This window comes from Pseudomonas sp. NPDC089741 (assembly GCF_044748825.1).
Taxonomy (GTDB): Bacteria; Pseudomonadota; Gammaproteobacteria; order Pseudomonadales; family Pseudomonadaceae; genus Aquipseudomonas; species Aquipseudomonas helmanticensis.
Map to the genome: position 1 here is coordinate 33,843 of NZ_JBIVGT010000007.1, position 18,416 is coordinate 52,258.

Annotated in this window: 11 protein-coding genes; 7 read left to right on the plus strand and 4 right to left on the minus strand. The window is 60.1% G+C overall.

Annotated features, from left to right (window positions below; genetic code table 11):
- Positions 1–23: 23 nt before the first annotated feature.
- Entirely contained in the window at positions 24–872 is an 849-nt protein-coding gene (gene purU, locus ACIPZE_RS09965; RefSeq protein WP_016983125.1) for a formyltetrahydrofolate deformylase, read from the minus strand.
- 336 nt (positions 873–1,208) lie between these two features.
- On the opposite strand from purU, the gene mvaT reads away from it, so the two are divergent.
- Positions 1,209–1,586: a histone-like nucleoid-structuring protein MvaT gene (mvaT, locus tag ACIPZE_RS09970; protein ID WP_064391821.1), complete on the plus strand. Its 378-nt coding sequence runs from the start codon at positions 1,209–1,211 to the stop codon at positions 1,584–1,586.
- A gap of 99 nt (positions 1,587–1,685) precedes the next feature.
- On the opposite strand, the gene sbcB is transcribed toward mvaT, so the two are convergent.
- Positions 1,686–3,116 carry an exodeoxyribonuclease I gene (gene sbcB / locus ACIPZE_RS09975; RefSeq protein WP_283439262.1) on the minus strand — a complete coding sequence of 477 codons (1,431 nt, stop codon included), beginning with the start codon at positions 3,114–3,116 and terminating at the stop codon, positions 1,686–1,688.
- Between the two features lie 181 nt (positions 3,117–3,297).
- On the opposite strand from sbcB, the gene ACIPZE_RS09980 reads away from it, so the two are divergent.
- From ACIPZE_RS09980 to ACIPZE_RS10005, 6 genes are read left to right on the plus strand one after another with little or no spacing between them, the layout of a single operon-like run.
- Positions 3,298–4,023 carry an RDD family protein gene (locus ACIPZE_RS09980; protein WP_400772650.1) on the plus strand — a complete coding sequence of 242 codons (726 nt, stop codon included), beginning with the start codon at positions 3,298–3,300 and terminating at the stop codon, positions 4,021–4,023.
- Complete coding sequence (locus ACIPZE_RS09985) at positions 4,020–4,997, plus strand: stage II sporulation protein M (protein WP_283439264.1); 978 nt, start codon at positions 4,020–4,022, stop codon at positions 4,995–4,997. Before ACIPZE_RS09980 ends, ACIPZE_RS09985 begins: the two co-directional genes overlap by 4 nt.
- Positions 4,984–6,540 carry a DUF4129 domain-containing protein gene (locus ACIPZE_RS09990; protein ID WP_400772652.1) on the plus strand — a complete coding sequence of 519 codons (1,557 nt, stop codon included), beginning with the start codon at positions 4,984–4,986 and terminating at the stop codon, positions 6,538–6,540. The genes ACIPZE_RS09985 and ACIPZE_RS09990 overlap by 14 nt, the downstream gene beginning before the upstream one ends.
- Positions 6,537–7,700, plus strand: a complete 1,164-nt coding sequence (locus ACIPZE_RS09995) for a DUF4350 domain-containing protein (protein ID WP_400772654.1) — start codon at positions 6,537–6,539, stop codon at positions 7,698–7,700. Before ACIPZE_RS09990 ends, ACIPZE_RS09995 begins: the two co-directional genes overlap by 4 nt.
- The gene (locus ACIPZE_RS10000) at positions 7,697–8,698 is read left to right on the plus strand and encodes an AAA family ATPase (protein ID WP_400772656.1); all 1,002 of its coding nucleotides are present in this window, start codon (positions 7,697–7,699) and stop codon (positions 8,696–8,698) included. The genes ACIPZE_RS09995 and ACIPZE_RS10000 overlap by 4 nt, the downstream gene beginning before the upstream one ends.
- Entirely contained in the window at positions 8,695–10,026 is a 1,332-nt protein-coding gene (locus ACIPZE_RS10005; protein WP_400772658.1) for a DUF58 domain-containing protein, read from the plus strand. The genes ACIPZE_RS10000 and ACIPZE_RS10005 overlap by 4 nt, the downstream gene beginning before the upstream one ends.
- A gap of 30 nt (positions 10,027–10,056) precedes the next feature.
- Here ACIPZE_RS10005 and ACIPZE_RS10010 read toward each other — a convergent pair whose 3' ends face one another.
- Both ACIPZE_RS10010 and ACIPZE_RS10015 read right to left on the minus strand, forming a co-directional pair.
- Complete coding sequence (locus ACIPZE_RS10010) at positions 10,057–14,349, minus strand: hypothetical protein (protein WP_400772660.1); 4,293 nt, start codon at positions 14,347–14,349, stop codon at positions 10,057–10,059.
- Positions 14,342–18,397 (minus strand): neuraminidase-like domain-containing protein, encoded by a 4,056-nt coding sequence (locus ACIPZE_RS10015; protein ID WP_400772662.1) that lies wholly within the window; start codon positions 18,395–18,397, stop codon positions 14,342–14,344. Before ACIPZE_RS10015 ends, ACIPZE_RS10010 begins: the two co-directional genes overlap by 8 nt.
- Positions 18,398–18,416: the final 19 nt, after the last annotated feature.

Consider the following 18,416-nt stretch of genomic DNA (forward strand, 5'->3'; position numbering starts at 1 on the left):
TTTTCAAGCCTGTGTGAGTTCGATCAGAACACCACGGTCTTGTTGCCATGCACCAGCACGCGATCTTCGAGGTGATAACGCAGGCCTCGCGCCAACACCATTTTCTCGACGTCACGGCCGAAACGCACCATGTCTTCGATGCTGTCGCTGTGGCTGACGCGCACCACGTCCTGCTCGATGATCGGGCCGGCGTCCAGCTCTTCGGTCACGTAGTGGCAGGTCGCACCGATCAGTTTCACGCCACGCAGGGAAGCCTGGTGGTACGGCTTGGCGCCGACGAACGACGGCAGGAAGCTGTGGTGAATGTTGATGACTTTGTGCGCGTATTCGCGGCACATGTCCGGCGGCAGGATTTGCATGTAGCGCGCCAGCACCACCACTTCGGCGTCGTGCTGTTTGACCAGGCGCGACACTTCGTCGAAGGCCGGTTGCTTGTCCTGCGGATTGACCGGGACATGGTAATAAGGAATGCCGTGCCACTCGACCATGCTGCGCAGATCGTCATGGTTGGAAATAACACAGGAGATGTCGCAGTCCAGTTCGTCGCTGTGCCAGCGGTGCAGCAAGTCGGCGAGGCAGTGGGATTCGCGGCTGGCCATCAGCACCACGCGCTTTTTCTGCTCGGTATCGGTAATACGCCAGTCCATCGAGAACTCTTCGGCGATTGGCGCAAACTTCTCGCGCAATACTTCAATACCGAATGGCAGCGAATCGGCACGAATCTCGTGACGCATGAAGAACCAGCCGACCTGATTATCCGAGTGGTGGCTCGCTTCGGTGATCCAGCCATTGTGGGCTGCCAGAAAATTACTGACTTTGGCAACGATGCCAACGCGGTCCGGGCAAGATATCACCAGCCGAAAAGTGCGCATGAGGGGAAACTCCAGAACTTCGCAAAGGCCGCCATTCTAGCGACTGCGCAGGAAAACTGCAGTATTGATCAGCGCTGGCGTGGGCGCCGCCACGGCGTAAGGCGTTTTCACGGGGACGTTCGCCGGCATGATGGCGTGCTAATGGCGCTGCTTGATCAGACAAGTGTGAATATCTGTGATGACTGCATCACACTATTTAACTGAATATTCAATTTGCCGCTAATTCCCCGTAACTAATTCAAATAAAAACTCCGGTTAAATGTTTACTTGATGAAACAGCCTGACTATTATTGCGCCACTGTCCCTGCCATTCAGCACTCTACTAAGGTAGTAATCATGTCCTTGATCAACGAATACCGCGCCACCGAAGAAGCTATCAAAGAGCTGCAAGCCCGTTTGAAGAACCTGTCGCAAGACGACAAACTGCAAGCCGAGCTGGAATTCGAAGGCAAACTGCGCACCCTGATGGGCGAATACTCCAAGTCCCTGCGTGACATCATTGCCCTGCTGGATCCGGATGCAAAATCCAAAGCTCCACGTGGCGGCGCAGTAAAAACTACCGGCACCAAGCGTGCTCGCAAAGTTAAACAATACAAAAACCCGCACAACGGCGAAGTCATCGAAACCAAAGGTGGCAACCACAAAACTCTGAAAGAGTGGAAAGCCAAGTGGGGCGGTGACGTGGTTGAAGGCTGGGCTACCCTGCTGGGCTAAGCCGCAACGCCTTCGCAGAGCAATCTGCGATAAAAACAAACGCCAGCTTGCGCTGGCGTTTTTTTATGCCCGCCATTTGTGCGGCGGACATGTTCGATTTCAAAGATTCAAACGTTTGCGTAATGCCTCGACATAATTCTGCCATTCACCGAGTACCTGGTTTTGCATCGGCGTAGCATTTGGCAGCCATTGCTCTAGCGCCTGCGCAAAAGAATCGAGGGTATTCGGCGCGCCCATTTCGGCTTGCGACAAACGCTGCTGGCAAAATATTCTCCAGCGTTCCTGCTCTGCAAAATTCAAGGTATCGGGAAAGTTGCGTGCTCGATATCGAAAGAGCAACTCAGGCAAACGTTCATCATCGAAAGGCCATTGCTCTTGCGCTAATTGCGCAGGGTCTGCGGTTCTCACTTGCTCACATAGACGTCGATCGCGGTCACCGATAAATCCGTCGTACAACTGTTGTTCCGGATCCTCGCTCGGGGTGAAGTCTTCGCTGGCATAAATCGTCGCAACTTTATCTTTCCAGACTAGTTGTGCGTCAGTTAGCCGCAGTGCCCGTTCCTGATAAAGCGTCATGTCCAGGCCCAGGCGTTGCTGATCTGCCGGACGCAACACCGCCAGCGGTGCGACCACCGGGCAACGGTTGACGTGAATCAGCTTCAGCGGCACCGGCAACTCACCTTCCAGCAAGTCATCGCGGCGGGTGTACAGGCGCTGGCGCAGGGTTTGTGCGTCGAGGTCGAGCAAACCCTGCGGGTCGAGGTGCAGGTCGCAGACGATCAAGGCGTTACGGTTTTTCGGGTGCCAGGCCAGTGGCAGTACCACTCCGATGTAATTGCGCGCCGCTGAAAAACGCCCGGAAACATGCACCATCGGCTGCAAAAGACGAATCTGGTCCATGACTTTCTGCTTGCTGCGCAACTGGAACAGCCAGTCATACAGCTTGGGTTGTTTCTCGCGGATCAGCCGCGCCAGCGCGATGGTTGCGCGTACGTCCGACAACGCTTCGTGGGCATGGCCATGGTCAATATTGTTGGCGGCGGTCAGGCGTTCGAGCTTGAGGGTGACGCGGCCTTCGTCATCGGTCGGCCAGACCAGCCCGTCGGGGCGCAGTGCGTAGGCGGCGCGCACCACATCGATCAAGTCCCAGCGGCTGTTACCGCCTTGCCACTCACGGGCGTAGGGATCGAAGAAATTGCGATACAGGCTGTAGCGGGTCATCTCGTCGTCGAAACGCAAGGTGTTGTAACCGGCGCCGCAGGTACCGGGCGCCGCCAGTTGCGCATGCACCCGGGTCATGAAGTCGGCCTCGCTCAAACCCTTGTCGGCGAGCTGGCTCGGGGTGATGCCGGTAATCGCGCATGCCGCCGGATGCGGCAGGATGTCTTCGCTGGGCTGGCAATAGAGATTGACCGGCGCGTCGATTTCGTTGAGGTCGTGGTCGGTGCGAATCCCGGCAACCTGCAACGGGCGGTCGCTACGGGGATTGATGCCAGTGGTTTCGTAGTCGTACCAGAAGATGGAAGTCACGGGCGGTTCCTGAACTGAAGATCGGCGAAGTCTAGGCGCTCAACCGCGGTCGCGGCCAGCCTCGCGTCATTCAAGCACCTTGTGCCACACGATGTGCAATACATAGTTATGTCGTTTTCCCCCGAGAGGCTGCTAGCATCGGACCCACTTGCACCCCGAACAGGCGAACATCAGGTAGCCCATGCTCGAGACCACAGCACCGCCAAGGAAAGCACCGCTGCCCCCGCCGCTCGATACGCGGCACCAGGTCGAAACGCCGGAAGGCATCGACCTGCCCTTGCGTCCGGCCGGGTTGATGGTGCGTGCGCTGGCTTTCACGATCGACCTGGGCCTGCGCGGGGTGATCCTCGGTGTGTTGTTCATTGCCCTCGCCTTCCTTGGCAAACTCGGCATGGGCCTCGGCTCGCTGCTGCTGTTTGCCGTGAGCTGGTGGTACATGGTGCTGTTCGAAGTGCTGCGCCAGGGACGCTCGCCGGGCAAACAGTGGATGGGCTTGCGGGTCGTCCATGATGACGGCACAGCGGTCGGCTGGTCAGCCTCGCTGCTGCGCAACCTGCTGCGATTCGTCGACTTGCTGCCCTTCGGCTATTTCTTCGGCGCCATCAGTTGCCTGCAACACCCGACGTTCAAACGCCTCGGCGACATCGCTGCCGGCACCCTGGTGGTTTACACCGAACGCCCTCTCAAGCGTCCGCAGTTGCCCGTCGCCGAACCTCGGCGCGCACCGGTCCCGCTGACCCTCAGCGAACAACGCGCGGTGCTCGGGTTTGCCGAGCGTCAGGGCGAGTTGTCGCCGGCAAGGGTCAATGAGCTGGCGGCACTGCTCGCCCAGCCCCTGCATATCTCCGCGCCGAAAGCGGTCACCGAACTCAACGGCATCGCTCGCGGCTTGTTGGGCCCGACATGAAACAGAGCCTTTTCGAAAGTCGTCACAAGGCCGAATGGGAGCGTTTTGCGCTGGCACTCGAACGCCTTGAACACGGCAAGCAAACCTCGCAGGTCAGCGGTTTCCCCAAGGCGTATCGCCGGCTGTGCCAGCACCTGGCGCTGGCGCAGGAACGTGGCTACAGCAGTTTTCTGATCGACTCGTTACAACAACAGGCGCTGCGCGGCCATCAGCAACTTTATCGCCATCGCAGTCGACTCGGCGCCAATCTGCTCAGTTTTGTCCTCGCGGACTTCCCGCGACTGGTGCGCGCCGAATGGCCCTTCGTACTGATTGCCGGCCTGTTGTTTTTCGGCAGTCTGATCGGTGTCGGTGTGCTGGTTTATGCATTTCCCGAACTGGTCTACAACCTGATTCCCGCCGATCAGGTGCGCGAGATGCAAGGCATGTACGACCCTGTCGCCGGGCACCTCGGGCGCACCGTCGAACGGGCGGCCAGCGAAGACTGGGTGATGTTCGGTTACTACGTGATGCACAACATCGGCATCGCTTTTCAGACCTTCGCCAGCGGATTGCTCGCCGGTGTCGGCAGTGCGTTCTTTCTGTTCTACAACGGTCTGGTGATCGGAGCCGTGGCCGGTCACCTGAGCGAAATCGGTTTCGGCCAGACCTTCTGGCCGTTTGTGATCGGCCATGGCGCCTTCGAACTCAGCGCCATTGCCCTGGCCGGCGCCGCTGGCTTGAAACTGGGTTGGGCACTGATTGCACCAGGGCGCCTGACTCGCGGCGAAGCGCTGCGCCTGGCCGCGCGCAAGAGCGTGTTGCTGATCTGCGGGGTCATGCTGTTCCTGCTGATCGCGGCGTTCATCGAGGCCTATTGGTCGTCGAAAACCGCTGTCACGCCGCTGACCAAATATGCCGTTGGCACAGGGCTTTGGGCGTTGGTGGCGATGTACCTGCTGTTCGCCGGAAGGATCCGCCATGCGCCTGAGTGACGCCACTGTGGTGATCCGCCCGCGCACCACTTGGGAAGCCATGGACCTCGGCGTGCTCATGAGTCAGCGTCATCGACGCCTGCTGATGACCAGTTGGGCGATCGTCACCCTGCCGCTGTTTGTCCTGCTCAGTCTGCTGCTGTGGGACTCGCCGTCGCTGGCGATCTTCATTTTCTGGTGGCTGAAACCTGCTTATGAACGCCTGCCGCTGTACATCCTGTCGAAAGCCCTGTTCGGCGAAACGCCCACACTCAAACAAGCCCTGCGCGCATGGCCGCGCCTGCTCAAGCCTCAACTGCTGGCCAGTCTGACCTGGCGACGGCTGAGTTTCAGCCGCAGCTTTCTGCTGCCGGTGATGCAGCTCGAGGGCCTCGACGGCGCTGCTCGGCAACAACGCCTGCAAGCGTTGTTGCAACGCAATGCGGGGGCCGCGCAATGGCTGACCATCATCGGCGTGCACCTGGAAACCGCGCTGTGGATCGGCTTGATGGTGCTGTTCTACATGTTGTTGCCCCAGCAGATCGAAACCGACTGGGACTGGCAGACTCTGATTCTCTCCGCCGATCATCACTGGCGTTGGCTGGAACATCTGACCAACGCTTTTTACGCGCTGATCCTCGTGGTCTGGGAACCGGTCTACGTCGCCTGCGGCTTCAGCCTTTACCTCAACCGCCGCACGCAACTGGAAGCCTGGGACATTGAACTGGTGTTCCGCCGCTTGCGCCAACGCCTGAACAACGGCGTACTCGGTGTGCTGTTGGCGATCTGTCTGGTGCTGCCGAATCTGCAACCGGCATGGGCCGCTGAAAACGCCAACGCTGACGATGCCCCGAGCGCTCCACGCCTGCTCAATCAGCCAGTGACCAGCCAGGCCGCGCACGACAGCATCAAGGCCCTGCTGGAGCAGGCACCGTTCAAGAACAAGCAATCCGTCACCCGCTACCGGTTTGGCGATGACCCGGCCGCACCGGCCACGGAGAACAAACCCGGTGAAGCCCCGCAGTGGCTGAAAACCTTGCTGGGCTGGCTCGAGGGTCAGCATTTCAACGTTCTCGCCAAGGTCATTGAAGTGCTGCTGTGGGCCACGCTGATCGCCGCACTCGGCTGGCTGATCTGGCGCTATCGCGACTTTCTGCGCACCTTCGTCAGTCGCCGGCCGAGTCTGCCAACACGCATCAAGCGACCGCAGCCACAACAAGCGTTTGGCCTGGACCTGAACCGAGAAACCCTGCCGGATGACATCGCCGGCAGCGCCGAACAACTCTGGCTGAGCGATCCGCGAGCAGCGTTGGGTCTGCTCTATCGAGGCTTGCTCAGCCATCTGCTGCATGACTATGCCCTGACACTGAAACCCGCCGACACGGAAAACCAGGTACTGGCGCGTATCGAACAAATGCAACGTCCAGAATTGCTGCTGTACAGCCGCAGCCTGACCCGGCACTGGCAAAACATGGCTTACGGGAATCGAATTCCGCCGGCACAGCTGCAACAAGAGCTGTGCAGCGGCTGGCGCGTGCTGTTCGACCGGGAATTGGCCCGTTGAACCGGCGCACGTTGTGGCTGGTTGGCGCCTTGATTGTCGTGCTGCTGGGCACGTTGAGCGTCTATCTGTTCCTCAAGGCGCGGCCTTATCAGGAAGTCGTCGATCACGGCCCCTCGCCAGCCGCGCAGGCCAATCCTTATCTGGCGGCAGAAATGTTCCTGCGTGAGCGCGGCCTCAACGTCAGCCATGCCGAGAGCCAGGCGGTACTCGCCGATATTGATCCGCGCGGGCATACGCTGTTGTTGTTCGGGGAGCGTTCGAAGATGCCACCGCGCCAGATCGATCAAGTCCTCAACTGGACCCGCGCGGGGGGGCGACTGGTGTTCGTCGCCGAATCGTTGTGGGATGAACGCAGCAAACAGAGCAACGACTTGCTGCTTGATCGGGTGCAGTTGCATCAGTCCCTGAGCAAGGACTTGAAGGATCCACCCGAAGATCAGGAACAAGACCGCTATCCGCAACTGACCAAGCTGTATCTGGAGGACGAAGACGCACCGGCCTACGCCGGTTTCGATACTGACTTTCACCTCGAAGACCCGAACAATCTCGCGCAGGCCTGGGCCAATAGCGCCAAGGCCACGCACATGATGCAACTGACCTATGGCCTCGGCACCGTCACCGTGGTCACCGATGCCGACCTGTGGAAAACCCCGTCGATTGGCGAACACGACAACGCCTGGCTGCTCTGGTATCTGAGCGCCGAGACTGACGTCACCCTGATCTACAACACTGAACACGAGGGTCTGTTGGCGCTGCTCTGGCGTTATTTCCCGCAGGCCATCGTCGCCCTGCTGGCGCTGATCGGCCTGTGGCTCTGGCACGTTGCTGTCCGCCACGGGCCTGTTCAGGCGCCAGCGCCGACGGGCCGTCGCCAGTTGCAGGAACACCTGCGCGCCAGTGCCGATTTCATCCTGCGTCACAACGGCCAGCACACGCTGTTGCAAGCCTTGCAACAGGATGTACTGCGCCGCGCGCGACGCCGGCATCCCGGCTTCGACCAATTGAACGTTGCCGAACAATGGCTGGCGCTGTCGCGCCTGACCCGGCAACCGACCCGCGCCATCAGCCAGGCGCTGAGCCCGCCGCCGAAACAGCGCATGTCCGCCGCTGACTTCAGCCGTCAGGTCGCCCGCCTGCAAACCTTGAGGAACACGCTATGAGTGAACAGATCGAGCCCGGCAGCGCCAGCCACGCTGCCCAGCAACGCCAGCGTGCCAGCCAGTTGGCGCAAGCGTTGCGCAGCGAATTGCACAAGGCCGTGATCGGCCAGGAAGCAGTGATTGAAGATGTGCTGACTGCGCTGATTGCCGGCGGTCATGTGCTGCTCGAAGGCGTGCCCGGTTTGGGCAAGACCTTGCTGGTACGGGCGCTGGCGCGTTGCTTTGGCGGTGAGTTTGCGCGCATCCAGTTCACCCCCGACCTGATGCCCAGCGACGTCACCGGGCACGCGGTGTATGACCTGCACACCGAGCAGTTCAAGCTGCGCAAGGGACCGCTGTTCACCAACCTGCTGCTGGCCGACGAGATCAACCGGGCACCGGCGAAAACCCAGGCGGCGCTACTCGAAGCCATGCAGGAGCGCCAGGTCACCCTCGAAGGTCGCGCCCTGCCGATCGCTCAACCGTTCATGGTGCTGGCCACGCAGAACCCGATCGAACAGGAAGGCACTTATCCATTGCCGGAAGCCGAGCTCGATCGCTTCATGCTCAAGGTGCGCATGGACTATCCGGATGCCGATCAGGAGCTGAACATGGTGCGCCAGGTCAGCCGGTCGACTCGCGCCGACATGCTCGATGTGCAGCCGTTGCGCACGGTATTGCAAGCCAAGGATGTGCAGGCCCTGCAACGGATTGCCAGTGATTTGCCGCTGGACGATCAGGTGCTCGACTATGCCGTGCGCCTGGCGCGCAGCACCCGCAGCTGGCCCGGCCTGACCCTCGGCGCCGGGCCTCGGGCGTCTATCGCCCTGGTGCGTTGCGGCCGGGCTCGTGCGTTGTTGCGCGGTGGTGAATTTGTGCTTCCCGACGACATCAAGGGCTGTGCACTGGCGGTGCTGCGTCATCGCGTGCGCATTGCGCCGGAGCTGGATATTGAAGGTTTGCAGGTCGATCAGGTGCTGCAGCAACTGCTCGACCAAGTGCCGGCGCCGCGCCTGTGAAACCGTCACGCCTGCTGCTGATGTGGCTGGCCTTTCTGCTGGCCGTCGGCACGCTGCTGGGCACCGTGCAGGCACTCGACATCCCGACACCCTCCAGCCTGTCGGCGATCAGTTGGGGGTTGCTGTTGGCCCTGCTGGTGCTGGCGCTGCTCGACGCCATCCGCCTCCAGCGCCTGCCCTCGCCCCGGGTGCAACGGCAGATCCCCGGGAGCCTCGCACTCGGCCGTTGGAGCGAGGTACGGTTGCAGGTCAGTCACGACTTCGGTGATCCCGTAACGGTAGAGGTCTTCGATCACGTGCCGCAGGGTCTGAGTGTCGAAAACCTGCGGCTGACGGTCGCCCTGCAACCCGGTCAGTTCAGCGCGGTCAGCTATCGCCTGCGCCCGCTCAAGCGCGGTCATTTCACCTTCGAACTTTGCGAAATCAACCTGCCCAGCCCGCTGGGGCTGTGGTCAGGCAAACGTCTGATCGAGGTGTGCAGCGACATTCGCGTCTATCCGGACTTTGCAAAGCTCTACGACGGGCAGTTGCTGGCGGTGGACAACTGGCTCAGCCAGCTCGGTGTGCGCCAGCGCCAGCGTCGCGGGCAAGGCCTGGAATTTCATCAACTGCGCGAATTTCGCGAAGGCGACAGCCTGCGCCAGATCGACTGGAAGGCGACTGCCCGGCAGCGCACGCCGATTGCCCGCGAGTACCAGGACGAGCGTGATCAGCAGATCATCTTCATGCTCGATTGCGGTCGACAAATGCGCAGCCAGGATGGCGAGCTGGCGCATTTCGACCATGCGCTGAATGCGTGTCTGCTGCTGAGTTACGTCGCGCTGCGGCAGGGCGATGCCGTGGGGTTGAGCACCTTTGCCGGCGATCAACCGCGATATCTCGCGCCGGTAAAAGGCGCAGGGCAACTGAACATTTTGCTTAACGCAGTCTACGATCTGGCGAGTAGCCAACGTCCGGCGGATTACCAGTCAGCCGTCCAACAGCTACTGACCCGTCAGAAACGCCGGGCACTGGTCATCCTGGTGACCAACCTGCGCGATGAAGACCATGGCGAACTGACCAACGCGGTCCAGCACCTGAACCGCCAGCATCAAGTGCTGGTGGTCAGCCTGCGCGAAGAAACGCTCGACCAGGTGCGCCAGGCCCCAGTGCAAACCCTGCCTGAAGCGCTGGCCTATTGCGGCACGGTAGATTACCTCAACGCCCGGGCTGAACTGCATGAGCGGTTGAATGCTCATGGAGTGCAGGTGCTGGATGTACGCTCTGGTGATTTGAGCACTGAGTTGGTGAACCGTTATTTGAGCTGGAAGCGGTCCGGCATTTTCTGACGCCGCTCCCATAGCCAATGAGAGACCTACTCATACAGGCATACTCATATTTGATCCTCCCCGAACTTTAGCAACGATGGTTCCCCTTGCAGGCAGAATGAATTTTACTTCTGCATAACCATCAGCGTTGGTCCTGGTAGAAGCGATTTCAGTATTGGGGAAGCTCCAGAAAACCTCCTCTCCCTGGATAGGTATGAAGGATCTGTTAGTCACTCGCGCACGCATGTGAGCCTCTCCACCAACACCGATCTGCCCGTGAAGCTTTGCAAGCTCAAACATCTGCGGCCTCGTTGCTGGATCAAACACTTCAAACTCGAGCAATCGCGAGCCACCCAAGACCACCGTTGCCTTCAGATCATGCTGACCCGTTTCACCCGGTCTGAAATCAATGCGTGACTTTCCGTCTTGTCCCGTGACCGTTGGCGGCAGCGACAGCTGCGGGTAGTCCCAGACGATCCTGACGCCAGCCAGCCCCCGGCCATCGTGGCGCGACACCACCCGGATTTCGGCCGTTGCATCCTGGCCCAGATTAATATTTGTATCGGGACTGGTAAGCGAATCAATCTCCGGCACTACGCCGACATATCCCAGTTGCGCCATATCCCAACCACCCAACCCACCCCGGACAGTTGCCGATAGGACGTCTTCGACTCCGGCCGGATACCTAAAGGTCAACCGAGCAATACCCTCCTCGTCCGTCACCGACGGGACCAAGGCATTACCAGCAAAATTCCACCGCACCTGCACACCAGCCAATGGCAAGCCGGTGCGTGCCGAAACCACTTTGGCAATGGCTACCGTCTGCTCCTCGTCCGGCGGCAACCGCGAACCTTGCGGCTCGTACAGTTCACTGATTTCGCGCGGTTCCTCAAGCGTGTACGCCAGATCGACCGACTCCGAATAAACCGCATCCCCCACCGTTGCCGTCACCACCGCCGCACCTGGTGTCTGCGGTTTGAACCGTACACGGGCCACCCCATAAAAGTCGGTCAGGGTGGTCACCGTCCCCAAGGCTTCATTGCGCCAGGTCACTGCGATTCCCGCGATGCCCTTACCGGTGATGGACGAGACCACGGTCACCTGCTCGACCAGCTCCTGCTCCCATTCCAGCACCTGCTGAACACGACTATTGGCGAGAAGTTTCAACACTTGCTCGCCCACGCCCAACGACATCGCGTTGGCCGGTGACAGGCGCGCCAATCGCTCGGCGCTCAGGCGTAGCGCGAAACCGCCGTCCGTCACATCATCGCAGCGCAATGAGTAATGCAGGCCAAGCGCCGAGGGCCGGCGCGCAACGCCGAGCGCGGGTTCGAAGCGCAGCCCCAGCTCCGCAGGACCGCTACCGGTCAATCCCAAGGCCAGGTCTTGCTCGAACAATGGACTGCCATCCTCAAACAGCACTTCGACGACATGTGTGCCTCGGCGCCGCGGGAAGAAGGTTTGGCTGCCCCATGGCTGTTCGTCATGGCCATCGAAGCGCACCCGCACACCCTCCCAAGGGTCACGGGCGAGTGCCATAAAAGACAAGACGCGCTGCTCTTCGTAGCCGTCGAACGGGCTGAGCACGCTGGCCAACACCTGCTGCTGACCAGCGGTGCCCGGCGTCAAGCCAAAGCCCGACCAGCCAAGGTCATCGCTGGCGACTGTTTCGAGGCCGGCCGCCGTCTTCCACTGCACCGCCACCTGCGCCACCGCCTGGCCGGTGAATGCTGAAAACACCCTGACCCAACTCCAGGCTTTATCCTTGCCGATGACGGCATCAACCGCAGACTCGCGCCAGTCGCCAATGCGCAATTTGTTGTGGGCGAGCTGCATCGGGTTGGCGCTCATGGACAAACTCAATGCAGGCAAAAAAAGCCCGAGCGTAAAGTCACCGCAGACCTTGCTCGCAGTGAAGTCCAGACTCCATGCAATACCGCCATCGCTCAGCGTCTGGGTAACATGGAGCGGCGGTTCGACGCTTGCATCCAGCTCGCCGGCCGGTGTTCCCAGCCACATCAACGTTCCCTGCAGCCCCACCAAGGGGCTCAGCGCATTGGGTAAATAGCGCACGTTGTGTCTGGCGCCGAGGCATGGAAACAATCTCTGGCTGGCTATTGTCGCGGTCACCTGATCCAGCATCACCGTCAATTCGTCAAACAGCTCCGTAGCGATCAACCGACCGAACAACTCTCGGGGTGACGCCAGCACCGGGCTGCTCAATACCAGACTGAACAGGCTGCTGCTACTCGATGCCACTTGTGAACTGAACGTCCATTCCAGCCCCTTCGACTCCAGCTTCAAGGGCACGCCGATACCCGCGACGGTCAAGCCGATCCCCGGCGACTCACCGCGCCATTGCAGCGTTACCAACTGGTCGAGCAACGAACTGCCGGCCGTCGCTTCAATGCGCAGGGTGTGCGAAGCCCCACGCCAGCACAGCAACCCCAGCTCGGCCAGATCCACTTCAGTGTTGTCGAACAAGATCCTGATCTGATTCTTCCATGGACTGCTCGGCAATGCCTTGACTGCAAACGGCCGCTCGATTGCGAGCGCGTCGGCGTGCGCTCTGACGCGGGCGGTCACCACCAGGTCGCCACCCCGAGAGGGCTGGTAAAGCACGCTGGCCCAGCCACCGCTACCCGATTGGGTCGAGATCGTGCCTTCGGGCGTCAGCCAGTCGACCAATGCATTGTTGACCGGATCGCCGTCGCCACTGGTGACCACGTGCACCACTTGCACCACTTGAACCCGCAGCAGGACGCTTTCGCGCTCATCCACCACCGGAAACTTGTTAGCCAACTGAACGTCACCGATGCGCACCAGGTTACGCGCGAGTGACATCGGTTTTCTGCTGGAGGGCGACAACAGCTTCGAACACGACAACAACAAATGGAAGCGACCGTCGAGTTTGTCCTGACAGATAAAATCCCAGCTCAGGTCTGTTGCCCCCACCGATACTGGCTCTTCCAGTTCAGGGCGCACCTGCACGCCCAACTGTGCCGCAGAATCCCCTTCCCAGCGCATGGCCAACTCAGTGCCGCGCAACACCTCAGGCAGCCGGACACTCAACTGATAGGTAGAACCACGATTGGGATATCCGGTCGTTTGCGCCCAAGGCAAGGCGTTGCCCTCGACCACCGCCAGCACGTCCTTCCATGGATCGGTCGCGAGTACCCGAACATCCAGCGTTGTAGTCTCGACGCCACTTGCATAGTACGGACTCGTTACCGAGGCCTTGATCGCAACATCGCCCGCAGTCGTGGGCGGGAAATCGAAATACGCCCACCCCTCGGGATCGGTGGGCGTAGTGCCGAGAATCCCCTGCCCGTCGATCGCCCAGGTCACCGTGCGCCCGGCCAGATATTGACCGGTGTACCAGGAGGCCACTCGCACGCCTAGCCGCACCGATTGCGCCAACTCCAGCACCGGGTAATACACGGCCTCCAGCTTCTCGCGAAACACCAGCCGGTGATGGCCCAGCGAGACCTGTATCGGGTAGGGCGCAGCGGTGTATTGGTTTACCAGTTTGATCGTGAACAGATACGGCCCCTGATCACCGATCAACGGGCACTGCAAAACCCACGGTAAATTCAGCGGATGATCGACGCCCCAGTCAGGCGTCGCGGTAACGGCGCCTTGCGGGTTATCGTCGCTGATCAACGCGGCTTTGGTGTATAGCCAGGGGCTGGCGGGTTCGGGAACACATTCAAGCCGATGCTGAAAGCCACCGTTTGAACCCAGGCACAGGTAGAGCAACCCGCTGGCCGGCAATTGCTCATCGTCCAGCTTCAGTGTCTGCAGCACTGCTGGCTCAAGGTGCAGGGCCAGATGAATGCGAGTGATCAGGATCCTCTGGTGATAGTCATCGGGATCAGCATTGGCCGGAGCGACCACCGTGACGCGGATCTTGTCCAGGCGCTGCAACGGCAGATCGAACGGAGCGTTGTACTCTATTGGCTCGAATACCAGCGGCGGTCTGCTGGCGACACTTGCCTGGTCCTCTGCAAGTTCGCGAGGGCTGGCCGGCGGCAACGAGATTTCTCTCAACACGGTTCCATCTTCAGCCGTGATGAGCATGCGGCCCGCTTCGGCATGCCGCGTTTCATACAGAAAACTCAATACATACCTGGCGCTGGCATCCGGCTCTACCGGTACGGTGACCTGCTGCCAGGCAGAACCAAGGTTGCCCGCAGAAAGCAGCCTGATCGGTACGCCGTCATACACCTCGCTGACGACTCTGACCTCACGCGGGTTGGCTCCTAGCGTCCAGTTTTCGATGCCCTGACTGAAATCACCATTGAGCAGCAGACTGTCATTGGCCTGAACGACTGGATCAAACATGATTGCCTGCTCCTTTGACATTGCGTGACTGACGGGAACTCATAGCCCGGGTGACCAGGTCTTTGACGGCAAGGGTAAACGTCGGCTCACCGGCCTTGGCCGTGTAGCGGATACGCACGATGACGTCGGTGAGCGATTTGAGCATCGGCGCTTGCCGCTCGCTCTTGGGCCACGGAAAGTGCAACTGCCAGCGCGAGACCGCCCCGGTGTTTTCGAACGGATTGAGCAAGCCTTCATCCGGTTTGCTGGCGTTCATTCCGGTGTCGGCGATGCCCACCGATAAACCGATCTGCTGGCCGCTGCGCAGATTGAACTGAACATCAGGTGGCGCCACTGCGCCTGTCGGCTGGTGCAGGTACTCAACCGAACGCGCCGTTGCCCGGGTGGCGGTCATGCTGCCGACCTGACGCAGCGTCGCCTGAACATCCTGGTAAGGGCCGGTCAGCACCGGGAGATCGACTTCGACCAGATTGATCAGCCGGCAGTACTCCCCCGGATGATCACGGTCGAACAGCAACTGCGTCAGCTGGAATTCCAGAGTGCCCTTGTCGATCAAGTCCTCCAGCGCCAGCGACCAGTTGGTAAATCCGCTCTGCGGATCGGCCGAATCATCGAACAGTTGCCGCAACGAAACGGTTTTTACCCGCTCCAGCCGACGCTCATGGCTTTGCAGATACAGACGGTCCATGCGCAGCAGATATTCGCGCAGGTGCTCGCCGGCGGTCAGGCCGTGACGGTTGTCCAGCCAGACTTGTGGCAACGCATCGTCGGTATCGTCGTCACCGGTTTCGGCGCTCAGCGACGCGCGGGCGCTCAGACACAGGCTGACCACCGCGTCGTAGGCCTGATAGTGCAAGGCTTTGAGTTGCCCCAACAGCCAGCCGAACAATTCAGCGTTGCTGGCGCGCTTTTTCAGGTAGTTGTAGAGGGTCAATGCTTGAGCGTTGGCGCGTAAGGTCTGCTCCAGGCTGGCCTTGGCCGCTTCCAGCGCAAACGCCTGCGCGCTAAGTTGCTCGTCAATGGCTTGCACCTCGGACCGAGCCTGATCGCGTTGCAACTCCCACTCTCGGCGACGCAGGCGATAACTCTCGGTGAGTGCCTGTTTTTCCGCGTCGGTCTGCAAAGCCATGGCGCCGATTTGCAACCCGAAGACCACTGCATCGGTGATGGCATCCAGGCGACTGCCACCGACGGCCATGCCGAAAATATTCGGCAGATTGGCCAGCACTGCCCCTCCGCCCTTCAGCGCGACGGCGCCCAGATTAAGATCTTTGGAGATCTGCAGTTTTTCCATGACCTGATATTCAGCATCGGTCACGTTCTCGTCGTACCAGGCCTGATACCGGTCGGCCCGCTCCTGCACCATGCTGCGGCTTTGAGCCAGAGCGGTAACGCTCGCCTGTAAATGGGCAATCGATTGCTCCTGCACAATGCGTGCATAGTCGCCCAGCTCCTTCATGTGTTCCTGTTGCATTTCCTCCTGTTCAGCACGGTCACGTTGTTCGATCAGGCGCAAAACCTGACTGCCGTATTCCTGCAGGGTCTGCACCGCACGCAGTGCCGACTCGTAAGTGACACGCCAGCGAAACGCGCCCACCACCAGACGACCGCCCATTGGCCGAGGCCCGCCGATACCGCCGTCGGCCAAGTCGCGCAACAGTTGATTGGGATCGGTGGGCGGGCTGAACAACGGAACGCTCAGCGGTTTGCCATCCAGGGTCAGATTGTTGCGCAAATTGTTCAGGCGCTGGCCGGGCCAGTCGTACAGTTCGAGCAACTGTTGATTGATTGGCGTTTTGAACGGCTCGTTCGCCAGTAATCCCATCAGCGGCGCCGCTTCGGCGACCGCTGGAATCTGCGCAAGGGAATACGCCAACTCACGTTCAAACTGCTCGAGCGCCGGACGTGTATTACCCTGTTTCAGCAAGCTGTCGACCGTCTGCACTTCCCAGCGATCCACAGTCCGGGCCAAGGGCGGTTCACCCATCAGAAATTCGGCCTGCACGTAACACAACTTCGCGGCCACCAGCGCATCGCGGGTAAGCTGGCGGTAATACCAGTCACCCCAGGCGATGAGGTTTTTTACATACTCGGTGAATACCAGTTTGCTGTAGTGCTCGGGCGCCGCGTAAGCAATCGCGTCCGGATCGGTGGGCATCCGCACTTCGTGGCCCAGATTGCCCGTCTCCTGAAGCGGACGGCAACGCCAGTAACGGGGTTTCGGTGGAGAGTCCGACGTTGCGATGGCTTGCGGATCGAACAGGTAATGCAGCCAGCTTTGTGCCTCGGCAAACCGGTCTTCGGCTCGCAGACGCGCGGAGACCAGGTGCGGCAAGTGAAAAAACAGCTCCCAGAAATACAAGCCATTCGCGCCGTTGAATGCCCCGTTCGGCTCAGTGAACTTATCGTCTGCCTCAGGGGCGGGTTCTTGCAGAAACTGCGTGTCCCAATCCAGCACCGCATCGACCGAGATGTTGCTGCGCTGTACCAGATCGGGACCAAACAGCGAGTTCAATCGGGCGCGGGGCAGCATGCCGGGCTGGCGGAAGGCGATGAACTGCGCCGCATCCCGGGTGTTTTTTTCCAGTGCTGGCGGGACTGTGCGGATTAAATCCGTCAGCGAGACCGTAAAGTTCCGACTGCCTTGAGATGCGTTACTCAGCGTAAAAGTGACCTCTCCTGTGAAGCCGCCCTTGGCTCGGCTCAGCGAAAGCCAATCAGTCGCCCAGCCACCGGCAAGAGGGAATGATTCTTCGATCTCTTCCGGATCGCCGTCTGCCGGATTGTTCACTTTCAAAATGAACTTGGCGGTGGCGTTGCCCGCCAGATTTCTCGGCAGACACTGTCCTCTGAACCAGAGGGAATCCTTGTCAGCCACCTCTGAAAACACCGCTTGCAGCCTGAAGTAAGGCCCTATGTTGCCTGCGGGTTCACTCGCCACAATTGTTGGCTGAGTCGCAGACGTCAACGGATGCTGAACGACCAGTGCATCGGTAAAGCGATGCGTCGCCAGGTGATCGAGCCAACTGCCATCGTCTTCAGGCAGCCGACGAAACAACACGTCGCGCGTCGCACCGACTTTCAAGTCGCTGCCGTTGGTGAGCCATACACCCAACCGGCCCTTGGGGTGGTACGCGTCGACCAGCGTGGTCGCAATCAGCCGCGCGCCCGCGCTTTTATCGGTGTCTTGTTCACTGCTGTGCAGGCTCAAGGGCGCCGACCAATCCCCACTCTGGTTCATGAACGCCAGATTGACGTCCAGTCGGTTCGGCAGGCTACGCTCCCCTGCCTGCCCCTTTACCTCGTCGCGCCACTCGGCCCAGACCAGGCACAAACGTCCGCTCCAGAACACCGGTCGTACATCCAGCACCCGGCCCCCCACTGGAATCTCGATCGCTTGCCATTCATCCCAAGCCGCTGGATTGACGGGTTCACCCGCTGTGGTCAGTTCGATCCCGGCCTTGCGCCAGAAATACTGAAACGGCTGCACCCGCTGCCGACCGACAAAATAGTAGGTGGCGCGAACCGCCGAATCGCCGTCCAGACAGGCACTGATAACGTCCAGGTTGCAGGTTTGTTCGAATGCTTTCAGATAACCCTGCAAGGCACGTTGCACCGAATCGCCGCTCAGGCGTGTCTGGTTCAAGTCATCTTCCAGCGCCTTGAACAGACGGGTCTTGCGCTGCCGCACGAACGGGGTGATGAAGTTTTCCGGGTGGAGCGCAATCATCGTCAGCGCGGCCCAGTCCGGATAGTTGTTGTACAGTTCCCAGAGCTTCAGATCGGCCTTATCGAACTCGACCTTTTCGTATCCGGGTTCAAGCTTGCGATAGGCCGCATGAATGAATTGCTGTGCACAGCTCGTCGCTTCCGCCACCCAGGAACTCTGCACCGGGTAATTATCCTGCGGGTCCAGACGCAATAATTCGAACAGATCCTGCGGCGTTCTCACAAAGGCGTAACGGTCTTTGGCGATATGGCCAATGCAATACTCGACCAAGGCGTTACGGCGTTTTTCCAACAGTTCAGCCAGATTGCTCTGAGTCATGGTCTGTTCTTCCTGCGTC

Bases quoted from the DNA above. Each gene is read 5' to 3' on its own strand.
- ACIPZE_RS10010 (WP_400772660.1), bottom strand. From the start codon at position 14,349: ATGTTTGATCCAGTCGTTCAGGCCAATGACAGTCTGCTGCTCAATGGT.
- mvaT (WP_064391821.1), top strand. From the start codon at position 1,209: ATGTCCTTGATCAACGAATACCGCGCCACCGAAGAAGCTATCAAAGAG.
- ACIPZE_RS09980 (WP_400772650.1), top strand. From the start codon at position 3,298: ATGCTCGAGACCACAGCACCGCCAAGGAAAGCACCGCTGCCCCCGCCG.
- ACIPZE_RS10000 (WP_400772656.1), top strand. From the start codon at position 7,697: ATGAGTGAACAGATCGAGCCCGGCAGCGCCAGCCACGCTGCCCAGCAA.
- ACIPZE_RS10015 (WP_400772662.1), bottom strand. From the start codon at position 18,397: ATGACTCAGAGCAATCTGGCTGAACTGTTGGAAAAACGCCGTAACGCC.
- ACIPZE_RS09985 (WP_283439264.1), top strand. From the start codon at position 4,020: ATGAAACAGAGCCTTTTCGAAAGTCGTCACAAGGCCGAATGGGAGCGT.
- purU (WP_016983125.1), bottom strand. From the start codon at position 872: ATGCGCACTTTTCGGCTGGTGATATCTTGCCCGGACCGCGTTGGCATC.
- ACIPZE_RS09990 (WP_400772652.1), top strand. From the start codon at position 4,984: ATGCGCCTGAGTGACGCCACTGTGGTGATCCGCCCGCGCACCACTTGG.